Below are 17,233 nucleotides of genomic sequence, written 5' to 3' on the forward strand. Positions count from 1 at the left end.
GTTCGGGTGAAGCAGGTTGTACAGAACTACAAGAGCGGCGAGTTGGCGGTCCTCGACGTGCCGGTGCCGGGGTGCAAGCCGGGCGGTGTGCTGGTGCGGACCGCCTATTCGCTGATCTCCACGGGGACCGAGCTCATGAAGGTCTCCGAGGCGGGCATGTCGATGCTCGGCAAGGCCCGCTCCAGGCCCGACCAGGTGGCCAAGGTCATGCAGAGCGTGGCCACCAACGGGGTGCCCGCCACCTACCGCAAGGTGATGGGCAAGCTGGACTCCTACACGCCGCTCGGCTACTCGCTGTGCGGGGTCGTCGAGCAGGTCGGTGCCGGGATCGACGACGTGAAGGTCGGCGACCTCGTGGCCTGCGCGGGCAACGAGCACGCGCTGCACGCCGAGCTGAACTGGGTGCCGAAGAACCTCTACACGCCGGTGCCGGACGGTCTCGCACCGCGGCACGCGGCCTTCGGCACCGTCGGCTCGATCGCGATGCAGGGCGTCCGCCAGGGCGAGCCGCACCTCGGCGAGGTGGCCCTGGTCATCGGCCTCGGCCTGATCGGGCAGCTCGTCGTGCAGCTCCTCACCGCATCCGGTGTGCGCGTCGTCGGCGTCGACCCCGACCCGGCGCGCTGCGAACTGGCCGAGCGCCTGGGCGCCGCGGCCTGCGGCGACCCCGAGTCCGCGGCCGTGGAGGCCGCCGTCGCCGAACTCACCGACGGCCACGGCGTGGACCAGGTGTACCTGGCCGCCGGCGGCGGCACCAACCAGCCCGTCGAGCTGGCCGCCCGGCTCTGCCGGGACCGCGGCCGGGTCGTCGACATCGGCAAGTGCCGTCTCGACCTGCCGTGGAACGCGTACTACGAGAAGGAACTCGACGTCCGGTTCTCCCGCAGCTACGGCCCCGGCCGCTACGACCCGGAGTACGAGCTCGACGGGCGGGACTACCCGATCGGCTACGTGCGCTGGACCGAGCGCCGCAACCTCGCCTGCTTCCTCGACCTCACCGCCCGCGGGAAGGTCGACGTGGAGCCGCTGATCTCCCACATCGCCGACTTCGACGACGCCGTCGACACCTACCAGCGGCTCAAGGACGGCGAGCTGAAGGCCGTGGCCGTGCTGTTCCGGTACCCGGAGCAGCAGGAGGAGGCGGCCGGGGCGGCGGCCCCCGAGGTGACCGTGCCCGCGGTGCGCCGCGCCCCGGCATCCGCGCCGGTGCGGTCCGCCAAGGCTCCGGTGCGCCTCGCGTTCGTCGGCGCGGGCAACTACGCGACGTCGATGCTGCTGCCGCACCTCGCCCAGCGCGAGGGCGTCTCCCTCTCGACCGTCGTCACCACGACCGCGCTGTCCGGCGCCAACGCCCAGCGGAAGTTCGGCTTCGACCGGGCGACCACCGACCTCGACGCCGTGCTCGGCGATCCGTCCGTCGACGCCGTGTTCGTGGTGACCCGGCACAGCTCGCACGCCGAACTGACCCGCAAGGCCCTCCTCGCGGGCAAGGCCGTCTTCGTGGAGAAGCCGCTCGCGCTCGACGAGGACGAGCTGGCCGAGGTGCTCGCGGCCGTCGAGGAGTCCGGCAACGACCGGCTGCAGGTGGGCTTCAACCGCCGGTTCTCGCCGCTGCTGCGCGAGGCCAAGCAGCGGTTCGGCGTCCGCACCGGTCCGGCGAGCCTGCGCTACCTCGTCAACGCGGGGCGGCTGCAGCACGGCAGCTGGTACCTCCAGCAGGGCACCGAGGGCTCCCGGTTCGCCGGCGAGGGCGGCCACTTCATCGACACCGCGAGCTGGCTGCTCGACGCCGACCCGGTCTCCGTGTACGCGACGGGCACGTCCGGCCAGGAGGACCTCCAGGTCCTGCTGCGCTACCCGGACGGGTCCACCGCCACCATCAGCTACGTCACCACCGGCTCGGCGGGCTTCCCCAAGGAGACGCTCGACCTCGTCGCCGACGGCAAGGTCCTGCGGCTCGACGACTTCGTGCGGGCCTCGGTGTACGGCCGCAAGCGCTGGGTCAGCTCGCGGCTGCCCAAGGCCCGCGACAAGGGGCAGAACGCCGAACTGGCCGCCTTCGTGCGGGCCGTGCGGACCGGCGGGCCGATGCCGGTGCCGCTGGAGTCGCTGGTCGCCACCACGGCGGCCACCCTCGCGGTGCGGACCGGCCTGGCCGGCGGCGCACCCGTGACCTTGGCGAGCGCTCGATGACGATGAGTGCGGGCTGGTACGCGCGGCGCCTGTCCGCGATGGGGCCGCGGGAGATCGGCGGCCGCGCGGGCGACGCGGTGCGCAGGCGGCGGTGGCGGTCGGCACGGCCCGACAGCCCCGCCGTGACCGGCGCCCGGTTCACCGCGGTGCTGCCCGCGGAGGCGCTCGCCGCCGTGCCGCCGGACGCCGCCAAGCGGCTGGTCGCCGAGGCGGACCGGCTGATGGCCGGGCACGCCGAGTTCTTCGGCGTCGCGCGCGACGACCTCGTCGACCCGGACTGGTGGTTCGACCCGAAGACGGGTCGCCGGGCCCCGTCGGGCTACGCCTTCGACGTGCCGTACCGGGACGAGGACGCGGTCGGCGACATCAAGCAGATCTGGGAGCCGTCCCGCCACCAGTACCTGACCGTGCTCGCCGCCGCCTACGCGCTCACGGGGGAGGAGCGGTACGCCGAGCGCGTCGCCGCGCACCTGCGGTCCTGGTGGACGGCCAACCCGCCGCTGCGCGGCGTGCACTGGATCAGCGGCATCGAGCTGGGCATCCGGCTGCTCTCCTGGGTGTGGATCCGCCGGCTGCTCGACGGCTGGACGGGCGCGGCCGGTCTTTTCGAGGACAACCCGGTGGCACTGGACCAGATCTGGCACCACCAGCGCTGGCTCGCCGCCTTCCCCAGCCGGGGCTCCTCGGCGAACAACCACGTCATCGCCGAGGACGCCGGACAGCTCGCCGCGGCCTGCGCGTTCGACTGGTTCCCCTCGTCGGCCCGCTGGCGCGACGGCGCGCTGCGCTCCCTGGAGCGGCAGTTGCGCGGCAACACCTTCCCCTCCGGCCTCAACCGCGAGCTGGCCACCGAGTACCACGGCCTGGTCCTCGAACTGGGCCTGGCCGCGGTCGCCGAGGCCGACGCCGCCCGGGTGCCGGTCCCGAGGACGGTGCGCCTGGTGCTGCTGCGGATGACCGACGCGCTCGCCGCCGTCGTCGACAACCGGCTGCGGCCGCCGCGCCAGGGGGACGCCGACGACGGGCACGGCCTGATCGTCGACGGCCCGGACACCGACCGCTGGGCCTCGCTCCTGGCCACCGGGGACGCCGTGTTCGGGCGGCTTCCGTGGTGGCCGGAGGTCACCGGCACCGACGTGCGCACCCCGCTGCTCGGCGCCTTGCTCCGGCCCTACGCGAGGCCGGGAACCACCCCGGCGGTCACGCGCCCGGCGAGCCGGCCGGGCCACTTCGCCGACGCGGGCCTCACCGTCCTGCGCGGCCCGGACGAGATCTGGTGCCGCTGCGACGGCGGCCCGCACGGCTTCCTGTCCATCGCCGCGCACGCCCACGCGGACGCGCTGTCCGTGGAGGTCCGGCAGGACGGGGTCGACGTGCTCGCCGACCCGGGGACCTTCTGCTACCACGGCCAGCCCGAGTGGCGGCAGTACTTCCGGTCGACCCTGGGCCACAACACCCTGGAGCTGGACGGCGCCGACCAGTCGGTCTCCGGCGGCCCGTTCCTGTGGACCCGGCACGCCCGCAGCCGCGTCCTGGTCGCGGAGCCGGCCGGCGGCTCCGCGGGGTCCGGGAGCGGGACCGCGCGCTGGTGCGCCGAACACGACGGCTACCCGGGCTCCGTGCACCGCCGGCAGGTCGAGCTGATCGGCGACAGCCGGGAGCTGCGGGTGCTCGACGAGGTGCGCGGGCCGCGCCGCGCCGTGCGCCTCGCGTTCCACCTCGGCCCGCGGATCGTCGCCGACCTGGTGGAGAACCGGGCGGCGCTCACCTGGACCAAGGACGGCGAGGACCGCTCCGCGGCGCTCGATCTGCCCGAGGGGCTGACCTGGCGGGCACACCGCGGCGCGAGTGCCCCGCCCCTGGGCTGGTACTCGCCCGGCTTCGGACGCAAGGAACCCGCCACCACGCTGGTCGGCACCGGCTTCGCCGACGGCGTCGCGGGGTTCACCACCGTACTCAGGTTCCACGGCTAGGAGGACGAGTGGGGATCAAGTGGCGGCACTGGGCATGGCCGGCGGCACCGCTGGCGCTGGCCCTGCTGGCGACGACGGGCTGCGACAGCGGGCCGGCCGCGCGGCCCAAGCCGGCCGCCGCCCCGGCCACGTCCGTGGCCCGGGTGTGCGCCAAGCCCGCGCCCGGACCGACGAAGGCACCGGCGGGCGCGGTCACGGTCGACCCCGCCAAGGTCGGTGACCTGGCCGCCAAGACCAAGAAGAACCCCCCGAACACCACGTTCTGGCTGCGGCCCGGCACGCACAGGCTCGCGGCGGACCGGTACGCCCAGGTCATCCCCAAGAAGGGGAACACCTACGTGGGCGCGCCGGGCGCGGTGTTCGACGGACGCAAACGCAACCAGTACGCGTTCGGCGGCGCCGCCCACGACGTCACCATCCGCCACCTGACCGTGCAGCGGTTCGTGGCGCCGCCGGACGAGGGCGTGGTCAACCACGACTCGGCCGACGGATGGGTGATCGAGCACGCCACGATCCAGCGGAACTCCGGCGCCGGGCTGATGGCCGGGGCCCGCCAGCGGCTGCGCGACAGCTGCCTGCGCGAGAACGGCCAGTACGGGATGAACGCGTACAAGGCCAAGGGCCGGATCAGCGGCCTGGTCGTCGAGGGCAACGAGATCGTGGGCAACAACACCGGCGACTGGGAGCGCCGGCGCAAGGGCTGCGGATGCACCGGAGGCATCAAGTTCTGGGCCGTCGACGGCGCTGACGTGCGCGGCAACTGGGTGCACGACAACCGCGGCACCGGGCTGTGGGCGGACACCAACAACAACGACTTCCGCATCGAGAACAACGTCATCGAGACCAACGACGGCGCTGCCCTGATCTACGAGACCAGCTACAACGCGGTCATCAGGAAGAACACGATCCGCCGGAACAACTGGGTCGAGGGCCGCAAGTACGCCGACCGCGGCGACAACTTCCCCTTCGCGACCGTCTATCTGTCCGAGTCCGGCGGCGAACCACGGGTCCGCGCCCGCACGAACAAGATCGAGATCTACCGCAACGTGCTGGAGAACAACTGGTCGGGGATCACCCTGTGGGAGAACGCCGACCGGTTCTGCAACAGCCCGGCCAACACCTCCTCCGGCGACTGCACGCTGCTCGTGAAGGACACCAAGCGCTGCAAGAGACCGGGGATAGCGACCGCCCCGCTCTACGCCGACTGCCGCTGGAAGACCCAGCGGGTGGACATCCACGACAACCGTTTCGTGCTCGACAAGTCCGTCGTCGAGTGCACCGCCAAGTGCGACCGGATGGCCGTCCTCGCCAACTACGGCACCTACCCGGACTGGTCGCCCTACCAGGGCGAACGGGTCGCCGAGGCGATCACCGGCAAGCAGCACAACCGGTGGCGCGACAACGTCTACCTCGGACCGTGGAAGTTCGTCGCCCACGACCCGAGCCGGGTGCTCGACTTCGGACAGTGGCAGAACACGCCGTACGAGCAGGACGCGGGCAGCACCTTCCGCACCCGGGACGGTGGTTGAGATGCGTCCGGACCACGCGTCGAAGTGCGTCGCCCTCGCCTGGGGGCTGCTGATCCTGAACACGCTCGGCTCGGCGGGCGCGAAGACCATCGTCCCGCTGCCCCGCTCGCTCATCCAGATGGCCACCATGGGCGCGCTGGTCGCCGCGTTCGCGCTGGCGCTCGTCGTCAACCTGCGGCTGCGCATCCGGCCCAGCGCCTTCGTGTTCCTGCTCACCCTGCTGCTCGTGCCCAGCGTGATCTCCAGCGTCGACCTGGAATCCGGATTCGGCGCGCTGTTCCGCTGCGGCCGCCTCGCCCTGTTCGTCGCCACGCTGTGGCTGCTCAGCCGCTGGTGGGACGGCGGCCTGACCTTCGTACGGCACCACATACGGACGTACTACGTGGTCCTCGGATCGGTGGCCGTCGGCCTGGTCGTCTCGCCCGGCGCCGCCATGCCCGAGCTCTACGGCGGACGCCTCGTCGGCGCCCTGTGGCCGCTCACCCCGCCGCAGATCGGGCAGTACGCCGCCGTCATCATCGGGCTCACCGTGCTGCTCCTCATCGGGCGCAGGACCGACGGCAGGAGCGCGGCGGTGGTCATCGTGCCGTCCCTGGTCCTGCTCGCGCTGACCCACACCCGCACCGCGACGCTCGGCCTGCTCGTCGGCCTGGTGCTCGCCATCGGGTCGCTCCTGCTGACCAGCGCCGCCGCCCGCCGGTTCTTCAGCTGGACGGTGGTGATCGCCACGGTCGCCGCGGTGGCGCTGAGCTCCGCGATCCAGGCGTGGTTCCTGCGCGGCCAGAGCCAGGAGAACTTCTCCAACCTCACGGGCCGGGCCAAGGTCTGGGACGCGCTGCTCGCGGCGCCCCGCTCGACCTCGGAGCAGCTGTTCGGCATGGGCCTCGGCGACAAGTCGTTCGGCGGGCTGCCGATCGACAACAGCTGGCTGGCCGTCTACAACGAACAGGGCCTGACCGGCACCGCCATCGTCGCGGCGATCATCGTCGTACTGGCCGGCGTCGCCCTGCTTCGGCCCCCGTCGCTGCAGCGGGCCTGCGCCATCTTCCTGATCAGCTACTGCGCGATCGCCTCGTACACCGAGGCGGGACTCGGCGACGCCTCGCCGTACCTGCTGCACCTGGCCGTCGCCGCCTCGCTCCTCGCGGCACCCGCCGCCGTCATCCCCGCGCCGAAGCCCGCGGCTCCGCTCCGACGTGTCCCGCGCTGGGCCCGGAAAACCGAGGTGAGCTGACCATGCACGTCATCGTGGCGCACAACCGCTATGCCTCGGCGCAGCCGAGCGGCGAGAACAAGGTCGTCGACCAGGAGGTGGAGCTGCTGCGCGCGGCGGGCCACCGCGTCGACCTGTTCGAGCGGCGCAGCGACGACATCGGCGCCATGTCCCTGCCGACCAAGGCCGCCGTGCCGCTGCGCGTCCCGTGGAACCCGGCGGTCCGCAAGGAACTCGCCGCCCTGCTGCGCGCCGAGCGCCCGGACGTGGTCCACGTGCACAACGTGTTCCCGCTCCTGTCGCCCGCGGTGCTCGCGGCCTGCGCCGACGCGGGAGTGCCCGTAGTCGCCACGCTGCACAACTACACCCAGCTCTGCCCGCCCGGCACCCTGCAGCGGGACGGCAAGCCGTGCACCGAGTGCGTCGGCTCCACCGTGCCGCTGCCCGCCGTCCGGCACGGCTGCTACCGCGACTCCCGCCTCGCGACCGTACCGCTCGCCGTCAGCCTGGCCGCCAACCGGCGGCGCTGGTGGTCCGGCGTGCAACGGTTCTTCTGCATCTCCGCGGCTCAGCGCGAGGTCCTGGTCCGGGGCGGCATGCCGGCCGAACGGCTCGCGGTGAAGCACAACTTCGTGCCCGACCCGGACGCCCGCAGGACCGGCGAGGGCGAGCACGTGCTCTACCTGGGACGGCTCGCGGAGGCCAAGGGCGTGCGGCTGCTCATGGCCGCCTGGGACGCGCTCGCCGCCGAGGGCGGGGTCGGCGTGCCGCTGGTGATCGTCGGCACGGGGCCCCTGGAGCGCGAGGTGACCGCGTGGGCGGCGGGCCGGGACGACGTGCACTACGCCGGCCTGTACGACACGGCGGAGTGCCAGAAGGCCATCGCGCGCTCGGTCGCCGTGGTCGCCCCCTCGACGTGGCTGGAGGCGTTCGGCCTCGTGGTCGTGGAGGCGATGGCGGCCGGTGTCCCGGTCGTCGCCGCCGGGCACGGCGCGTTCGTCGAACTCGTCGAGGACGGGGTGACCGGGCTGCTGCACCGGCCGGGCGAGGCCGACTCGCTCGCGTCCTGCATACGCCGGATCGCGGTCGAGCCCGACCGCAACCGGGACTTGGGCCGGGCGGCCCGCGGCCGGTACGAGCGGGGCTTCAGCCCGGCCGTCGGCCTGGACCGCCTGGTGGAGGGGTACCGCGCCGCGATCGCGGCGCGGTCGGGCGGCGGGGAAAGCCCGCCGCCGTCAGGAAATGGAAGCACCGGCTCGCGACGGGACGCCCGCGCGAGCAGGGGGGATGGGGACAGCACATGACACGATGCCGACTCTGCGGCTCGGCGACGCTCGCGAGCGTCGTCGATCTGGGGGCGACCCCGCCGTGCGAGAGCTTTCTCGCCGCGGACCAACTGGACAAGCCGGAACCGGCGTACCCGCTGCACCTGCAGGTCTGCACCGACTGCTGGCTGGCGCAGATCCCGCCGCTGATCACCCCCGAGGAGACGTTCAGCGAGTACGCGTACTTCTCGTCCTTCTCGACGTCGTGGGTGGAGCACGCGCGCACGTTCGTCGACGACGCCGTGCGGCGCCTGGAGCTGGGCGACGACGCCTTCGTGGTCGAGGTCGCGAGCAACGACGGATACCTGCTCAAGCACCTGGTGGACCGGGGAGTCCGCTGCCTGGGCGTCGAACCGTCCGTGAACGTCGGCGCCGCGGCCCGCGAGGCCGGCGTGCCCACGCTCACCGCGTTCCTCGACCCGGACACCGGCTCGGCCGTCCGCGCCGAACACGGACCGGCGAACCTGGTCGTGGCCAACAACGTGTACGCGCACATCCCCGACGTGGTCGGCTTCACCCAGGGGCTGCGCGCCCTGGTCGCCGACGACGGCTGGGTCTCCATCGAGGTGCAGCACCTGCTGACCCTCATCGAGGAGAACCAGTACGACACGATCTACCACGAGCACTTCCAGTACTACACGGTCGCGTCCGCGATCCGGGCGCTGGCCAGCGGCGGACTCACGCTCGTCGACGTCGAGCTGCTGCCCACCCACGGCGGCTCCATCCGGTTGTGGGCCCGCCCCGACGCGGTGGCCGGCGAGCCGAGCCAGCGGGTCCTCGAGGTCCTCGACCGGGAGAAGGCCGCCGGTCTCCAGGAGCTGTCCGGGTACACCGAGTTCTCCGCCCGGGTCGCCAAGGTCCGCCGCGACCTCCTGAAGTTCCTCATCGAGGCGGCCGAGCGCGGCGAGACGGTCGTCGGGTACGGCGCGCCCGGCAAGGGCAACACCCTGCTCAACCACTGCGGGATCCGGCCCGACCTGCTCGCCTACACGGTCGACCGCAACCCGTACAAGCACGGCAGATACACCCCGGGCACCCGCATCCCGATCCTGCCGCCCGAGCAGATCAGCACCGACAAGCCGGACTACGTGCTCGTCCTCCCGTGGAACCTGCGGGACGAACTGATCGAGCAGCTGTCCTTCGTGCACGCCTGGGGCGGCCGGCTCGTCTTCCCCATACCGGAACTGAGCATTGTCGAGGTCAAGTCATGAAGGTCGTCCTGTTCTGCGGCGGTTACGGGATGCGGATGCGCAACGGCACCTCCGACGACGTGCCCAAGCCGATGGCGATGGTCGGCCCGCGCCCGCTGATCTGGCACGTCATGCGCTACTACGCGCACTTCGGGCACAAGGAGTTCATCCTGTGCCTCGGCTACGGCGCGCACCACATCAAGAACTTCTTCCTCAACTACGAGGAGACGACGTCCAACGACTTCGTGCTGCGCGGTGGGCAGACCGAGCTGCTCTCCACCGACATCGCGGACTGGACGATCACGTTCGCGCAGACCGGCATCGAGTCCCCGATCGGCGAGCGGCTGCGCCGGGTGCGGCAGCACCTGGACGGCGACGAGATGTTCCTCGCCAACTACGCCGACGTGCTCACCGACGCCCCGCTGCCCGAGATGATCGACCAGTTCGCCCGGCGTGACGCCGGCGCGTCGATGATGGTCGTGCCGCCGCAGTCCTCGTTCCACTGCGTGGAGCTCGGCGAGGACGGCCTGGTGGGCGGCATCACCGCGGTCAGCGACATGCCTCTGTGGGAGAACGGCGGCTACTTCGTGCTCCGCCAGGAAGTCTTCGACCACATCCCGGAGAACGGCGACCTCGTCGCCGACGGCTGCGGCCAACTCGCCAAGCGCGGACGGCTCGTGGCGCACCAGCACCGCGGCTTCTGGAAGCCGACCGACACGGTGAAGGAGCGGGCCGCGCTGGACTCCTCCTACGCGCGCGGCGACCGCCCGTGGGCCGTGTGGGAGCGGGACACCGCAGGGGCGGGGGCGTGATCCGGCTCGGGGCCGGACCCCTCGACCGGATCGCCGCGGTCGGCGCGCACTGCGACGACATCGCCATCGGCGCCGGCGGCACGCTCCTGACGCTGTGCCGGGCCCGTCCCGGCCTCCGCGTCGACGCCCTGGTGCTCTCCGGCGGCGGCAGCGACCGGGAGCAGGAGGAGCGGGCCGCGCTCGCCGCCTTCTGCCCCGGCGCCGACCTGCGCCTGACCGTCCTCAAGCTGCCGGACGGCCGGATGCCCGCCCACTGGGAGGAGGCCAAGGCCGCCGTCGAGGAGCTGCGGGCGCAGACCGATCCCGACCTGATCCTCGCGCCGCGCACCGAGGACGCCCACCAGGACCACCGCGGCCTGGCCCGGCTGATCACCACCGCGTTCCGCGACCACCTCGTGCTCGGCTACGAGATCGTCAAGTGGGACGGCGACCTGGGCCGCCCGCAGGCCTACCAGCCCCTGTCGCCGGAGACCGCCGAGGACAAGGTGCGGCTGCTGCAGGAGCACTACCCCTCGCAGCGGCACCGCCCCTGGTACGACCGCGAGGCCTTCCTCGGCCTCGCCCGGATCCGCGGCATCGAATGCCACGCGCGCTACGCCGAGGCGTACGCCGTCACCAAACTCACTCTCGACCTGGGGGAATGAACCTTGCGCGTACTGCTGACCGGACACCAGGGCTATCTGGGCACCGTGATGGCCCCGGTCCTCGCCGCCGCCGGGCACGAGGTCATCGGTCTCGACGCCGGCCTGTTCGCCGACTGCGTGCTCGGCCCGACGCCCGCCGACCCCTCGGGGCACCGGGTGGACCTGCGCGACGTCACGGCCGAACACGTCGCCGGGGTCGACGCCGTGATCCACCTGGCCGCACTGTCCAACGACCCGCTGGGCTCCCTGGCGCCCGAACTGACCTACGACATCAACCACCACGCCGCGGTCCGCCTCGCCCGGCTGGCCAAAGAGGCCGGGGTACGGCGCTTCCTCTACGCGTCGACCTGCTCCGTCTACGGCGCCGCGGGCGGCGGCGACCTGGTCGGCGAGGACGCCCCGCTGCGCCCGGTGACGCCGTACGCGGAGTCCAAGGTGCGCGTGGAGGACGACCTGCACGCCCTCGCCGACGACGACTTCACCCCGGTGTACATGCGCAACGCCACCGCGTTCGGCTTCTCGCCCCGGCTGCGCGCCGACATCGTGCTGAACAACCTGGTCGGCCACGCCCTGCTGTCCGGCGAGGTCCTCGTCATGTCCGACGGCACCCCGTGGCGCCCGCTGGTGCACGCCGCCGACATCGCGCGGGCCTTCACGGCCGCGCTGACCGCGCCGCGGGAAGCGGTCCACGACCGCGCCTTCAACATCGGCAGCGAGACCAACAACGTCACCGTCGCCGAGATCGCCGAGCAGGTCGCCGACGCGGTGGCCGGCTCGAAGGTGGTCATCACCGGGGAGACCGGCGCCGACCCGCGTTCCTACCGGGTCGACTTCTCCCGGTTCCGCGCCGCCGTCCCCGGCTTCGACTGCGAGTGGACGGTCAAGCAGGGCGCGCTCGAACTCGCCGAGGCCTACCGCAAGCACGGCCTGAACAGCGACGACTTCCAGGCACGCTTCACCCGCCTGGCCGTGCTGCGCGCGGCGTCCGACGCGGGCACCGTCGACGACACCCTGCGGCGGCGCCGATGACCACGACCGGCGAGGACATGCACGAACTGGTGGAGCGGCTCTACCCGCTCTGCCGGAGCATCACGGGCGACGGGGTGCGCGCCACCCTGGACATCGTCGGCGAGTACATCCCGCTGCAGGTCCACGAGGTGCCCACCGGCACCCAGGTGCTCGACTGGACCGTGCCGCAGGAGTGGAACATCCGGGACGCGTACGTCGCCGACACCGCGGGCAACCGGGTCGTCGACTTCGCCGCGTCCAGCCTGCACGTGCTCGGCTACAGCGTGCCGGTCGCGGCGACCCTGCCGCTCGCCGAGCTCCGCGAGCACCTGTACACGCTGCCGGACCACCCGGCCTGGGTGCCCTACCGCACCAGCTACTACAAGCCCGAGTGGGGCTTCTGCCTGTCCCAGGACACCTTGGACGCGCTGCCCGACGGCGACTACGAGGTGCGCATCGACTCCACCCTCGCGGACGGCCACCTCACCTACGCCGAGCACGTGGTGCCCGGCCAGGTGTCCGACGAGGTGATCGTCTCCTGCCACGTCTGCCACCCGTCGCTCGCCAACGACAACCTGGCGGGCATCGCGGTGGCGACGTTCCTGGCCCAGGCGCTGGCGCGGACCACGCCGTACTACACCTACCGGTTCCTGTTCGCGCCCGGCACCATCGGGGCGATCACCTGGCTGGCCCGCAACGCGGAGCGCATCGACCGGGTCAAGCACGGACTCGTGCTGGCCTGCGCCGGTGACCCCGGCCAGTTGACGTACAAGCAGAGCAGGCGCGGCGACGCGGAGATCGACCGGGTGATGCGGCACGTCCTCGGCACCTCCGAACGCCCGCACCGCGTCACCGAGTTCACGCCGTACGGCTACGACGAGCGGCAGTTCTGCTCGCCCGGGTTCAACCTCGGCGTGGGCTCGCTCAGCCGGACGCCGTACGCCGGGTACCCCGAGTACCACACCTCGGCCGACAACCCGGGCTTCGTCACCCCGCAGGCGATGGCGGACACCCTCGCCGTCTGCCGCGAGGCGTTCGCCGTGCTCGACCGCAACCGGAGCTACGTCAACCTCAGCCCGTACGGCGAACCCCAGCTGGGCCGCCGGGGGTTGTACGACTCGCTCGGCGGCCGCAGCGACGCGAAACAGGCCCAGCTGGCGATGCTCTGGGTGCTCAGCCTCGCCGACGGCGAGCACGGCCTGCTGGACATCGCCGAGCGGTCCGACCTGCCGTTCGACACCGTCGCCGCCGCGGCCGACGCCCTGCACGGCGCCGGGCTGATCAAGGCATGACGCCGATGGCCACCGAGGGGGAGAAGCGGACCGCGAAACGCGCCATGGCCGGCCGGCTGTCCTGGGGGCTCGCCGACCAGGCGGCCTCCAGCATCAGCAACTTCGCGGTGGGCATCTACGTGGCACGCTCGCTGGGAGTGACCGCGTTCGGCGTGTTCAGCCTGGCGTGGCTGACCTACGGCGTGGTGCTCAACGTCGCCCGCGGGCTGGCCACCGACCCGCTGGTGGTCCGCTTCAGCGGCGTGCCGACCGAGGCCTGGCGCACGGCGGCGGCCCGCGCGTCGGGCGCCGCCCTCGCCGTGGGCGGCGTCCTCGGCGCCGCGTGCCTGCTGGTCGGGCTCGGCGTCGGCGGCCGGGTGGGGCCCGCGTTCGTCTGCCTCGGCGTCGTCCTGCCCGCCCTGCTGCTGCAGGACGCCTGGCGGTTCGCGTTCTTCGCCGCGGGCGCCGGACAGAAGGCGTTCACCAACGACCTGGTGTGGGGCGTCGCCCTCGTCCCCGCCATGGTCGTGGCCGCCCAGGTGGGCAGCGTGGCCGCCTTCGTGCTCGCCTGGGGCGCGTCCGCCGCGGTCGCCGCGGTGTACGGCTGCTTCCAGTCCGGCATCCGGCCCCGGGTGACCCGGGCGCGCGGATGGCTGCGCGAACAGCGCGACCTCGGCTACCGCTACCTCGTCGAGAACGTCAGCCTCAGCGGCGCGAGCCAGCTGCGGGCGTACGGGCTCGGCGCGATCGTCGGGGTCGGCGCGGTGGGCGCGGTGCGGGGCGCCGAGCTCCTGCTCGGCCCCTTCCTCGCCCTGCTGATGGGCCTCTCGCTGGTCACCGTCGCCGAGGCGGCGCGGGTGCTCCGGCAGGCCCCGCACCGGCTCGGCCGGTTCTGCCTCCTGCTCGGCGGCGGACAGGCCGCCGCCGCGCTGCTCTGGGGCGCGGCGCTGCTCCTGATGCCGGACCGGGCGGGCGAGTTCGTGCTCGGCGACGTGTGGCCCGCCGCCTCGGAGCTCATCGTGCCGGCCGCGCTCGGCGTCGCGGCCGCGGGCCTCGGCACCGGCGCCGCGGCCGGCCTGCGTGCCCTCGCCGCCGCCCGGCGCAGCCTGCGCTGCCAGCTCTTCGCCTCCGCCTGCTATGTCAGCGGCGGACTCGGCGGCGCCGTCGCGGGCGGCACGGTCGGCTCGGCCTGGGGCGTCGCCGCCGCGACCGTCTGCGGCTCGGCCGTGTGGTGGCTGCAACTGCGGTCCGCCCTGCACGAGCGCCACCGGAACACCCTTCCCGAAGTGAGGACGACATGACCGCCCAACCCCGGCTGAGCATCGGCCTGCCCGTCTACAACGGCGAGGAGTACCTCGCCGAGTCCCTCGACGCGCTGCTCGGCCAGACGTACGAGGACTTCGAGCTGGTCATCTCCGACAACGCCTCGACCGACGGGACGCAGGACATCTGCCGTCGCTACGCCGCGAAGGACTCACGCATCCGCTACATCCGGCTGCTCCGCAACATCGGCGCCGCGCCCAACCACAACTACGTCTTCACCGAGTGCCGCGGCGAGCTGTTCAAGTGGGCGTCCCACGACGACCTGTACGCCCGTGACCTGCTGCGCCGCTGCGTCGAGGCGCTCGACGAGCGGCCCGAGGTGATCCTCGCCCACTCCGACCAGGCCGTCATCGACGAGAACGGCAAGGTGAAGGTCCCTTACGCGTACGGGCTCGCCACCCACCTGCCCAGCGCGCCCGAGCGCTTCCGGAGCCTGCTGTTCGAGCCCGGCGGCGACGACTTCTACGGCGTGCTGCGGGCCGACGTGCTGCGCCGCGTGAAGCCGCACGACAGCTACCACCACGCGGACCGCACGTTCGTCGCCGAGATCACCCTGCACGGGCCGTTCCACCAGGTGCCCGAGGTGCTGTACTTCCGCCGCGACCACCCCACCCGCGCCGAGCGCGCGAACCCCTCGAAGCGCTCCCGGTGCGTCAACCTGGACCCGCGCCGGGCGGGTCCGCTGCACCCGACGCCCCGGCTCCTCGCCGAGTACGTCCTCGGCTTCGCCTCGGCGATCCAGCGCGCGCCGCTGTCCGCCGCCGACCGCCGCGCCTGCCACCGCCACCTCCTCACCTGGCTGACCAGCCGGGCCCGGCCGGGCGCCGGCGAGCGGGTCGAGGACCGCACCCCGGTCGACCCGGACCGCCTCGACGTCTCCGTCGACTCCCTCGTCGCCGGGCGCGAGGGGAGGCAGGCATGACGTCCGCGGACGGAACCCCGGTGCGCGTGGGGGTGTTCGGCCTGCTGGGCTCCGGCAACCTCGGCAACGACGGGTCGCTCGAGGCCGTCCTCGGCTACCTGCGCGCCGAGCACCCGGAGGCGGCCGTGGACGCGCTGTGCGGCGGCCCCGAGATCGTCGGCGCCCGCTACGGCATTCCCGCGACCCGGCTGCACTGGTACCGCGGGGAGTACCGCACCGCCTCCCGGGCGGGCGCGGTCGCGGGCAAGGGCCTCGGCAAGGTCGTCGACATCTTCCGCACCGCCGCCTGGGTGCGCCGCCACGACGTGGTGATCGTGCCGGGCATGGGCGTCCTGGAGGCCACGCTGCCGCTGCGGCCCTGGGGCTTCCCGTACGCGCTGTTCCTGCTCTGCGCCTCCGGCAGGCTCCTCGGCACCCGGGTCGCGCTGGTCGGTGTCGGCGCCGGGCCGATCGGCAACCGGCTGACCCGGGCCCTGGTGCGCGGGGCGGCGCGGTGCGCCGCCTACCGCTCCTACCGGGACGCCCCGTCCCGTGACGCGATGCGGACGATGGGCGTGGACACCTCCCGCGACGAGGTCTACCCCGACCTCGCCTTCGCCCTGCCCACGGACGGGGCCCTGCCCACGGACGAGGGAAGCGCCCCCGCCGGCCGCCCCGCCGGAACGGTCTGCGTCGGCGTCATGGACTTCCACGGCGGTGACGACGACCGGGCCAGGGCCGAGGAGATCCACCGGCGCTATCTCGACGGCACCACCCGCTTCGTCCGCGCCCTGGTCGAGGACGGCAGGCCGGTCCGGCTGCTCACCGGCGACGCGTGCGACGCGCCGGTGGTCGACGCGATCCTGGCCGCGGTGGACTCCCCGCTGGTCACCGCCGCCAGGGCGGCCTCGCTGGCCGACCTGATGAAGGAGACGGCGGCGGCCGACACCGTGGTGGCCACCCGCTACCACAACCTCGTCTGCGCGCTGAAGGCCGGCACCCCGACGCTCGCCCTCAGCTACGCGGCCAAGAGCGACGCGCTGATGGACCGGATGGGCCTCGGCGCCTACTGCCACCCGGCCCGCGACGTCGACCCGGACCGGCTGCTCGCACAGTTCCGGGCGCTGGAGGAGCGCTCGGCACAGCTGCGGCACACCCTCGCCGAGCGGAACCTGGTCGCCGCCCGGCAACTCGCCCACCAGTTCAGCGCCCTGACCGCGGCCCTGTTCCCGGCGCCCGACCGCGCCACGCCCCACGCCCTGCGGGAGAACACATGAAAGCCACCGAAGTCCCGGCCGTCGCCGGCGCCCACCTCTTCGAGCCGACACCCCACGCCGACGAACGCGGCTTCTTCTGCCGCACCTTCGACGCCGACGTGATCCGCTCGGTGGGCCTCGACCCGCACGCCTTCATCCAGGACAGCGTGTCCCGCTCGGTCCGAGGCGTGCTGCGCGGCATGCACCTGCGCTCCGGCGCGGGCGAGGCGAAGCTGGTCCGGTGCTCCTACGGGAGGATCTTCGACGTCGTCGTGGACCTGCGCCCCGACTCGCCCACGTACCGCAACCGGGCCTTCTTCGAGCTGTCCGGCGAGACCCAGCAGACCCTGTACATCCCGGCGGGCTGCGCGCACGGCTTCCAGGCACTGACCGAGACCGCCGACACCTCGTACCGGATCGACCGCCCGCACGACCCGGCCGAGGACGTCACGATCGCCTTCGACGACCCGGAGCTCGACATCCCCTGGCCGCTGCCCGCCACCTCGGTGTCGGACCGGGACCGCAAGGCCCCGGGCCTCGCCGAAGTACTGCGGCGGCTCGGCGGGCATCCGCAGCAGAAAGAGAGCTGAAGTCA

Annotated in this window: 14 protein-coding genes; all 14 read left to right on the forward strand. The window is 73.0% G+C overall.

From position 1 onward, the window contains the following. The first annotated feature begins 6 nt into the window (after positions 1–6). The 14 genes from ACFYXE_RS09500 to ACFYXE_RS09565 are packed head-to-tail and all read left to right on the forward strand — an operon-like array spanning position 7 to position 17,228. Positions 7–2,193 (forward strand): bi-domain-containing oxidoreductase, encoded by a 2,187-nt coding sequence (locus ACFYXE_RS09500; protein ID WP_389310656.1) that lies wholly within the window; start codon positions 7–9, stop codon positions 2,191–2,193. After that, positions 2,190–4,166: an alginate lyase family protein gene (locus ACFYXE_RS09505; RefSeq protein WP_389310658.1), complete on the forward strand. Its 1,977-nt coding sequence runs from the start codon at positions 2,190–2,192 to the stop codon at positions 4,164–4,166. Before ACFYXE_RS09500 ends, ACFYXE_RS09505 begins: the two co-directional genes overlap by 4 nt. Before the next feature lie 8 nt (positions 4,167–4,174). Beyond that, positions 4,175–5,695, forward strand: a complete 1,521-nt coding sequence (locus ACFYXE_RS09510; RefSeq protein ID WP_361164791.1) for a right-handed parallel beta-helix repeat-containing protein — start codon at positions 4,175–4,177, stop codon at positions 5,693–5,695. A 1-nt stretch (position 5,696) separates the two neighbouring features. Then, the gene (locus ACFYXE_RS09515; protein ID WP_361164788.1) at positions 5,697–6,929 is read left to right on the forward strand and encodes an O-antigen ligase domain-containing protein; all 1,233 of its coding nucleotides are present in this window, start codon (positions 5,697–5,699) and stop codon (positions 6,927–6,929) included. A gap of 2 nt (positions 6,930–6,931) precedes the next feature. Further along, positions 6,932–8,212, forward strand: coding sequence for a glycosyltransferase (locus tag ACFYXE_RS09520; protein ID WP_389310661.1), 1,281 nt, complete (start codon positions 6,932–6,934; stop codon positions 8,210–8,212). Then, positions 8,209–9,444, forward strand: a complete 1,236-nt coding sequence (locus ACFYXE_RS09525) for a class I SAM-dependent methyltransferase (RefSeq protein ID WP_361164782.1) — start codon at positions 8,209–8,211, stop codon at positions 9,442–9,444. The genes ACFYXE_RS09520 and ACFYXE_RS09525 overlap by 4 nt, the downstream gene beginning before the upstream one ends. Further along, positions 9,441–10,235 (forward strand): glucose-1-phosphate cytidylyltransferase, encoded by a 795-nt coding sequence (locus ACFYXE_RS09530; protein WP_361164780.1) that lies wholly within the window; start codon positions 9,441–9,443, stop codon positions 10,233–10,235. Before ACFYXE_RS09525 ends, ACFYXE_RS09530 begins: the two co-directional genes overlap by 4 nt. Continuing rightward, entirely contained in the window at positions 10,232–10,879 is a 648-nt protein-coding gene (locus ACFYXE_RS09535; protein WP_389310664.1) for a PIG-L deacetylase family protein, read from the forward strand. The genes ACFYXE_RS09530 and ACFYXE_RS09535 overlap by 4 nt, the downstream gene beginning before the upstream one ends. A gap of 3 nt (positions 10,880–10,882) precedes the next feature. Then, positions 10,883–11,908 (forward strand): SDR family oxidoreductase, encoded by a 1,026-nt coding sequence (locus ACFYXE_RS09540; RefSeq protein WP_361164776.1) that lies wholly within the window; start codon positions 10,883–10,885, stop codon positions 11,906–11,908. Beyond that, positions 11,905–13,179 (forward strand): DUF4910 domain-containing protein, encoded by a 1,275-nt coding sequence (locus ACFYXE_RS09545; protein ID WP_389310667.1) that lies wholly within the window; start codon positions 11,905–11,907, stop codon positions 13,177–13,179. Before ACFYXE_RS09540 ends, ACFYXE_RS09545 begins: the two co-directional genes overlap by 4 nt. Next, positions 13,176–14,459, forward strand: a complete 1,284-nt coding sequence (locus ACFYXE_RS09550; protein ID WP_389310669.1) for a hypothetical protein — start codon at positions 13,176–13,178, stop codon at positions 14,457–14,459. The genes ACFYXE_RS09545 and ACFYXE_RS09550 overlap by 4 nt, the downstream gene beginning before the upstream one ends. Continuing rightward, entirely contained in the window at positions 14,456–15,403 is a 948-nt protein-coding gene (locus ACFYXE_RS09555; protein WP_389310671.1) for a glycosyltransferase family 2 protein, read from the forward strand. Before ACFYXE_RS09550 ends, ACFYXE_RS09555 begins: the two co-directional genes overlap by 4 nt. Continuing rightward, positions 15,400–16,659, forward strand: coding sequence for a polysaccharide pyruvyl transferase family protein (locus ACFYXE_RS09560; protein ID WP_389310673.1), 1,260 nt, complete (start codon positions 15,400–15,402; stop codon positions 16,657–16,659). Before ACFYXE_RS09555 ends, ACFYXE_RS09560 begins: the two co-directional genes overlap by 4 nt. Next, positions 16,656–17,228: a dTDP-4-dehydrorhamnose 3,5-epimerase family protein gene (locus ACFYXE_RS09565; RefSeq protein ID WP_389310675.1), complete on the forward strand. Its 573-nt coding sequence runs from the start codon at positions 16,656–16,658 to the stop codon at positions 17,226–17,228. Before ACFYXE_RS09560 ends, ACFYXE_RS09565 begins: the two co-directional genes overlap by 4 nt. The last annotated feature ends 5 nt before the right edge of the window (positions 17,229–17,233 follow it).

The organism is Streptomyces sp. NPDC002564 (assembly GCF_042889645.1).
GTDB lineage: Bacteria > Actinomycetota > Actinomycetes > Streptomycetales > Streptomycetaceae > Streptomyces.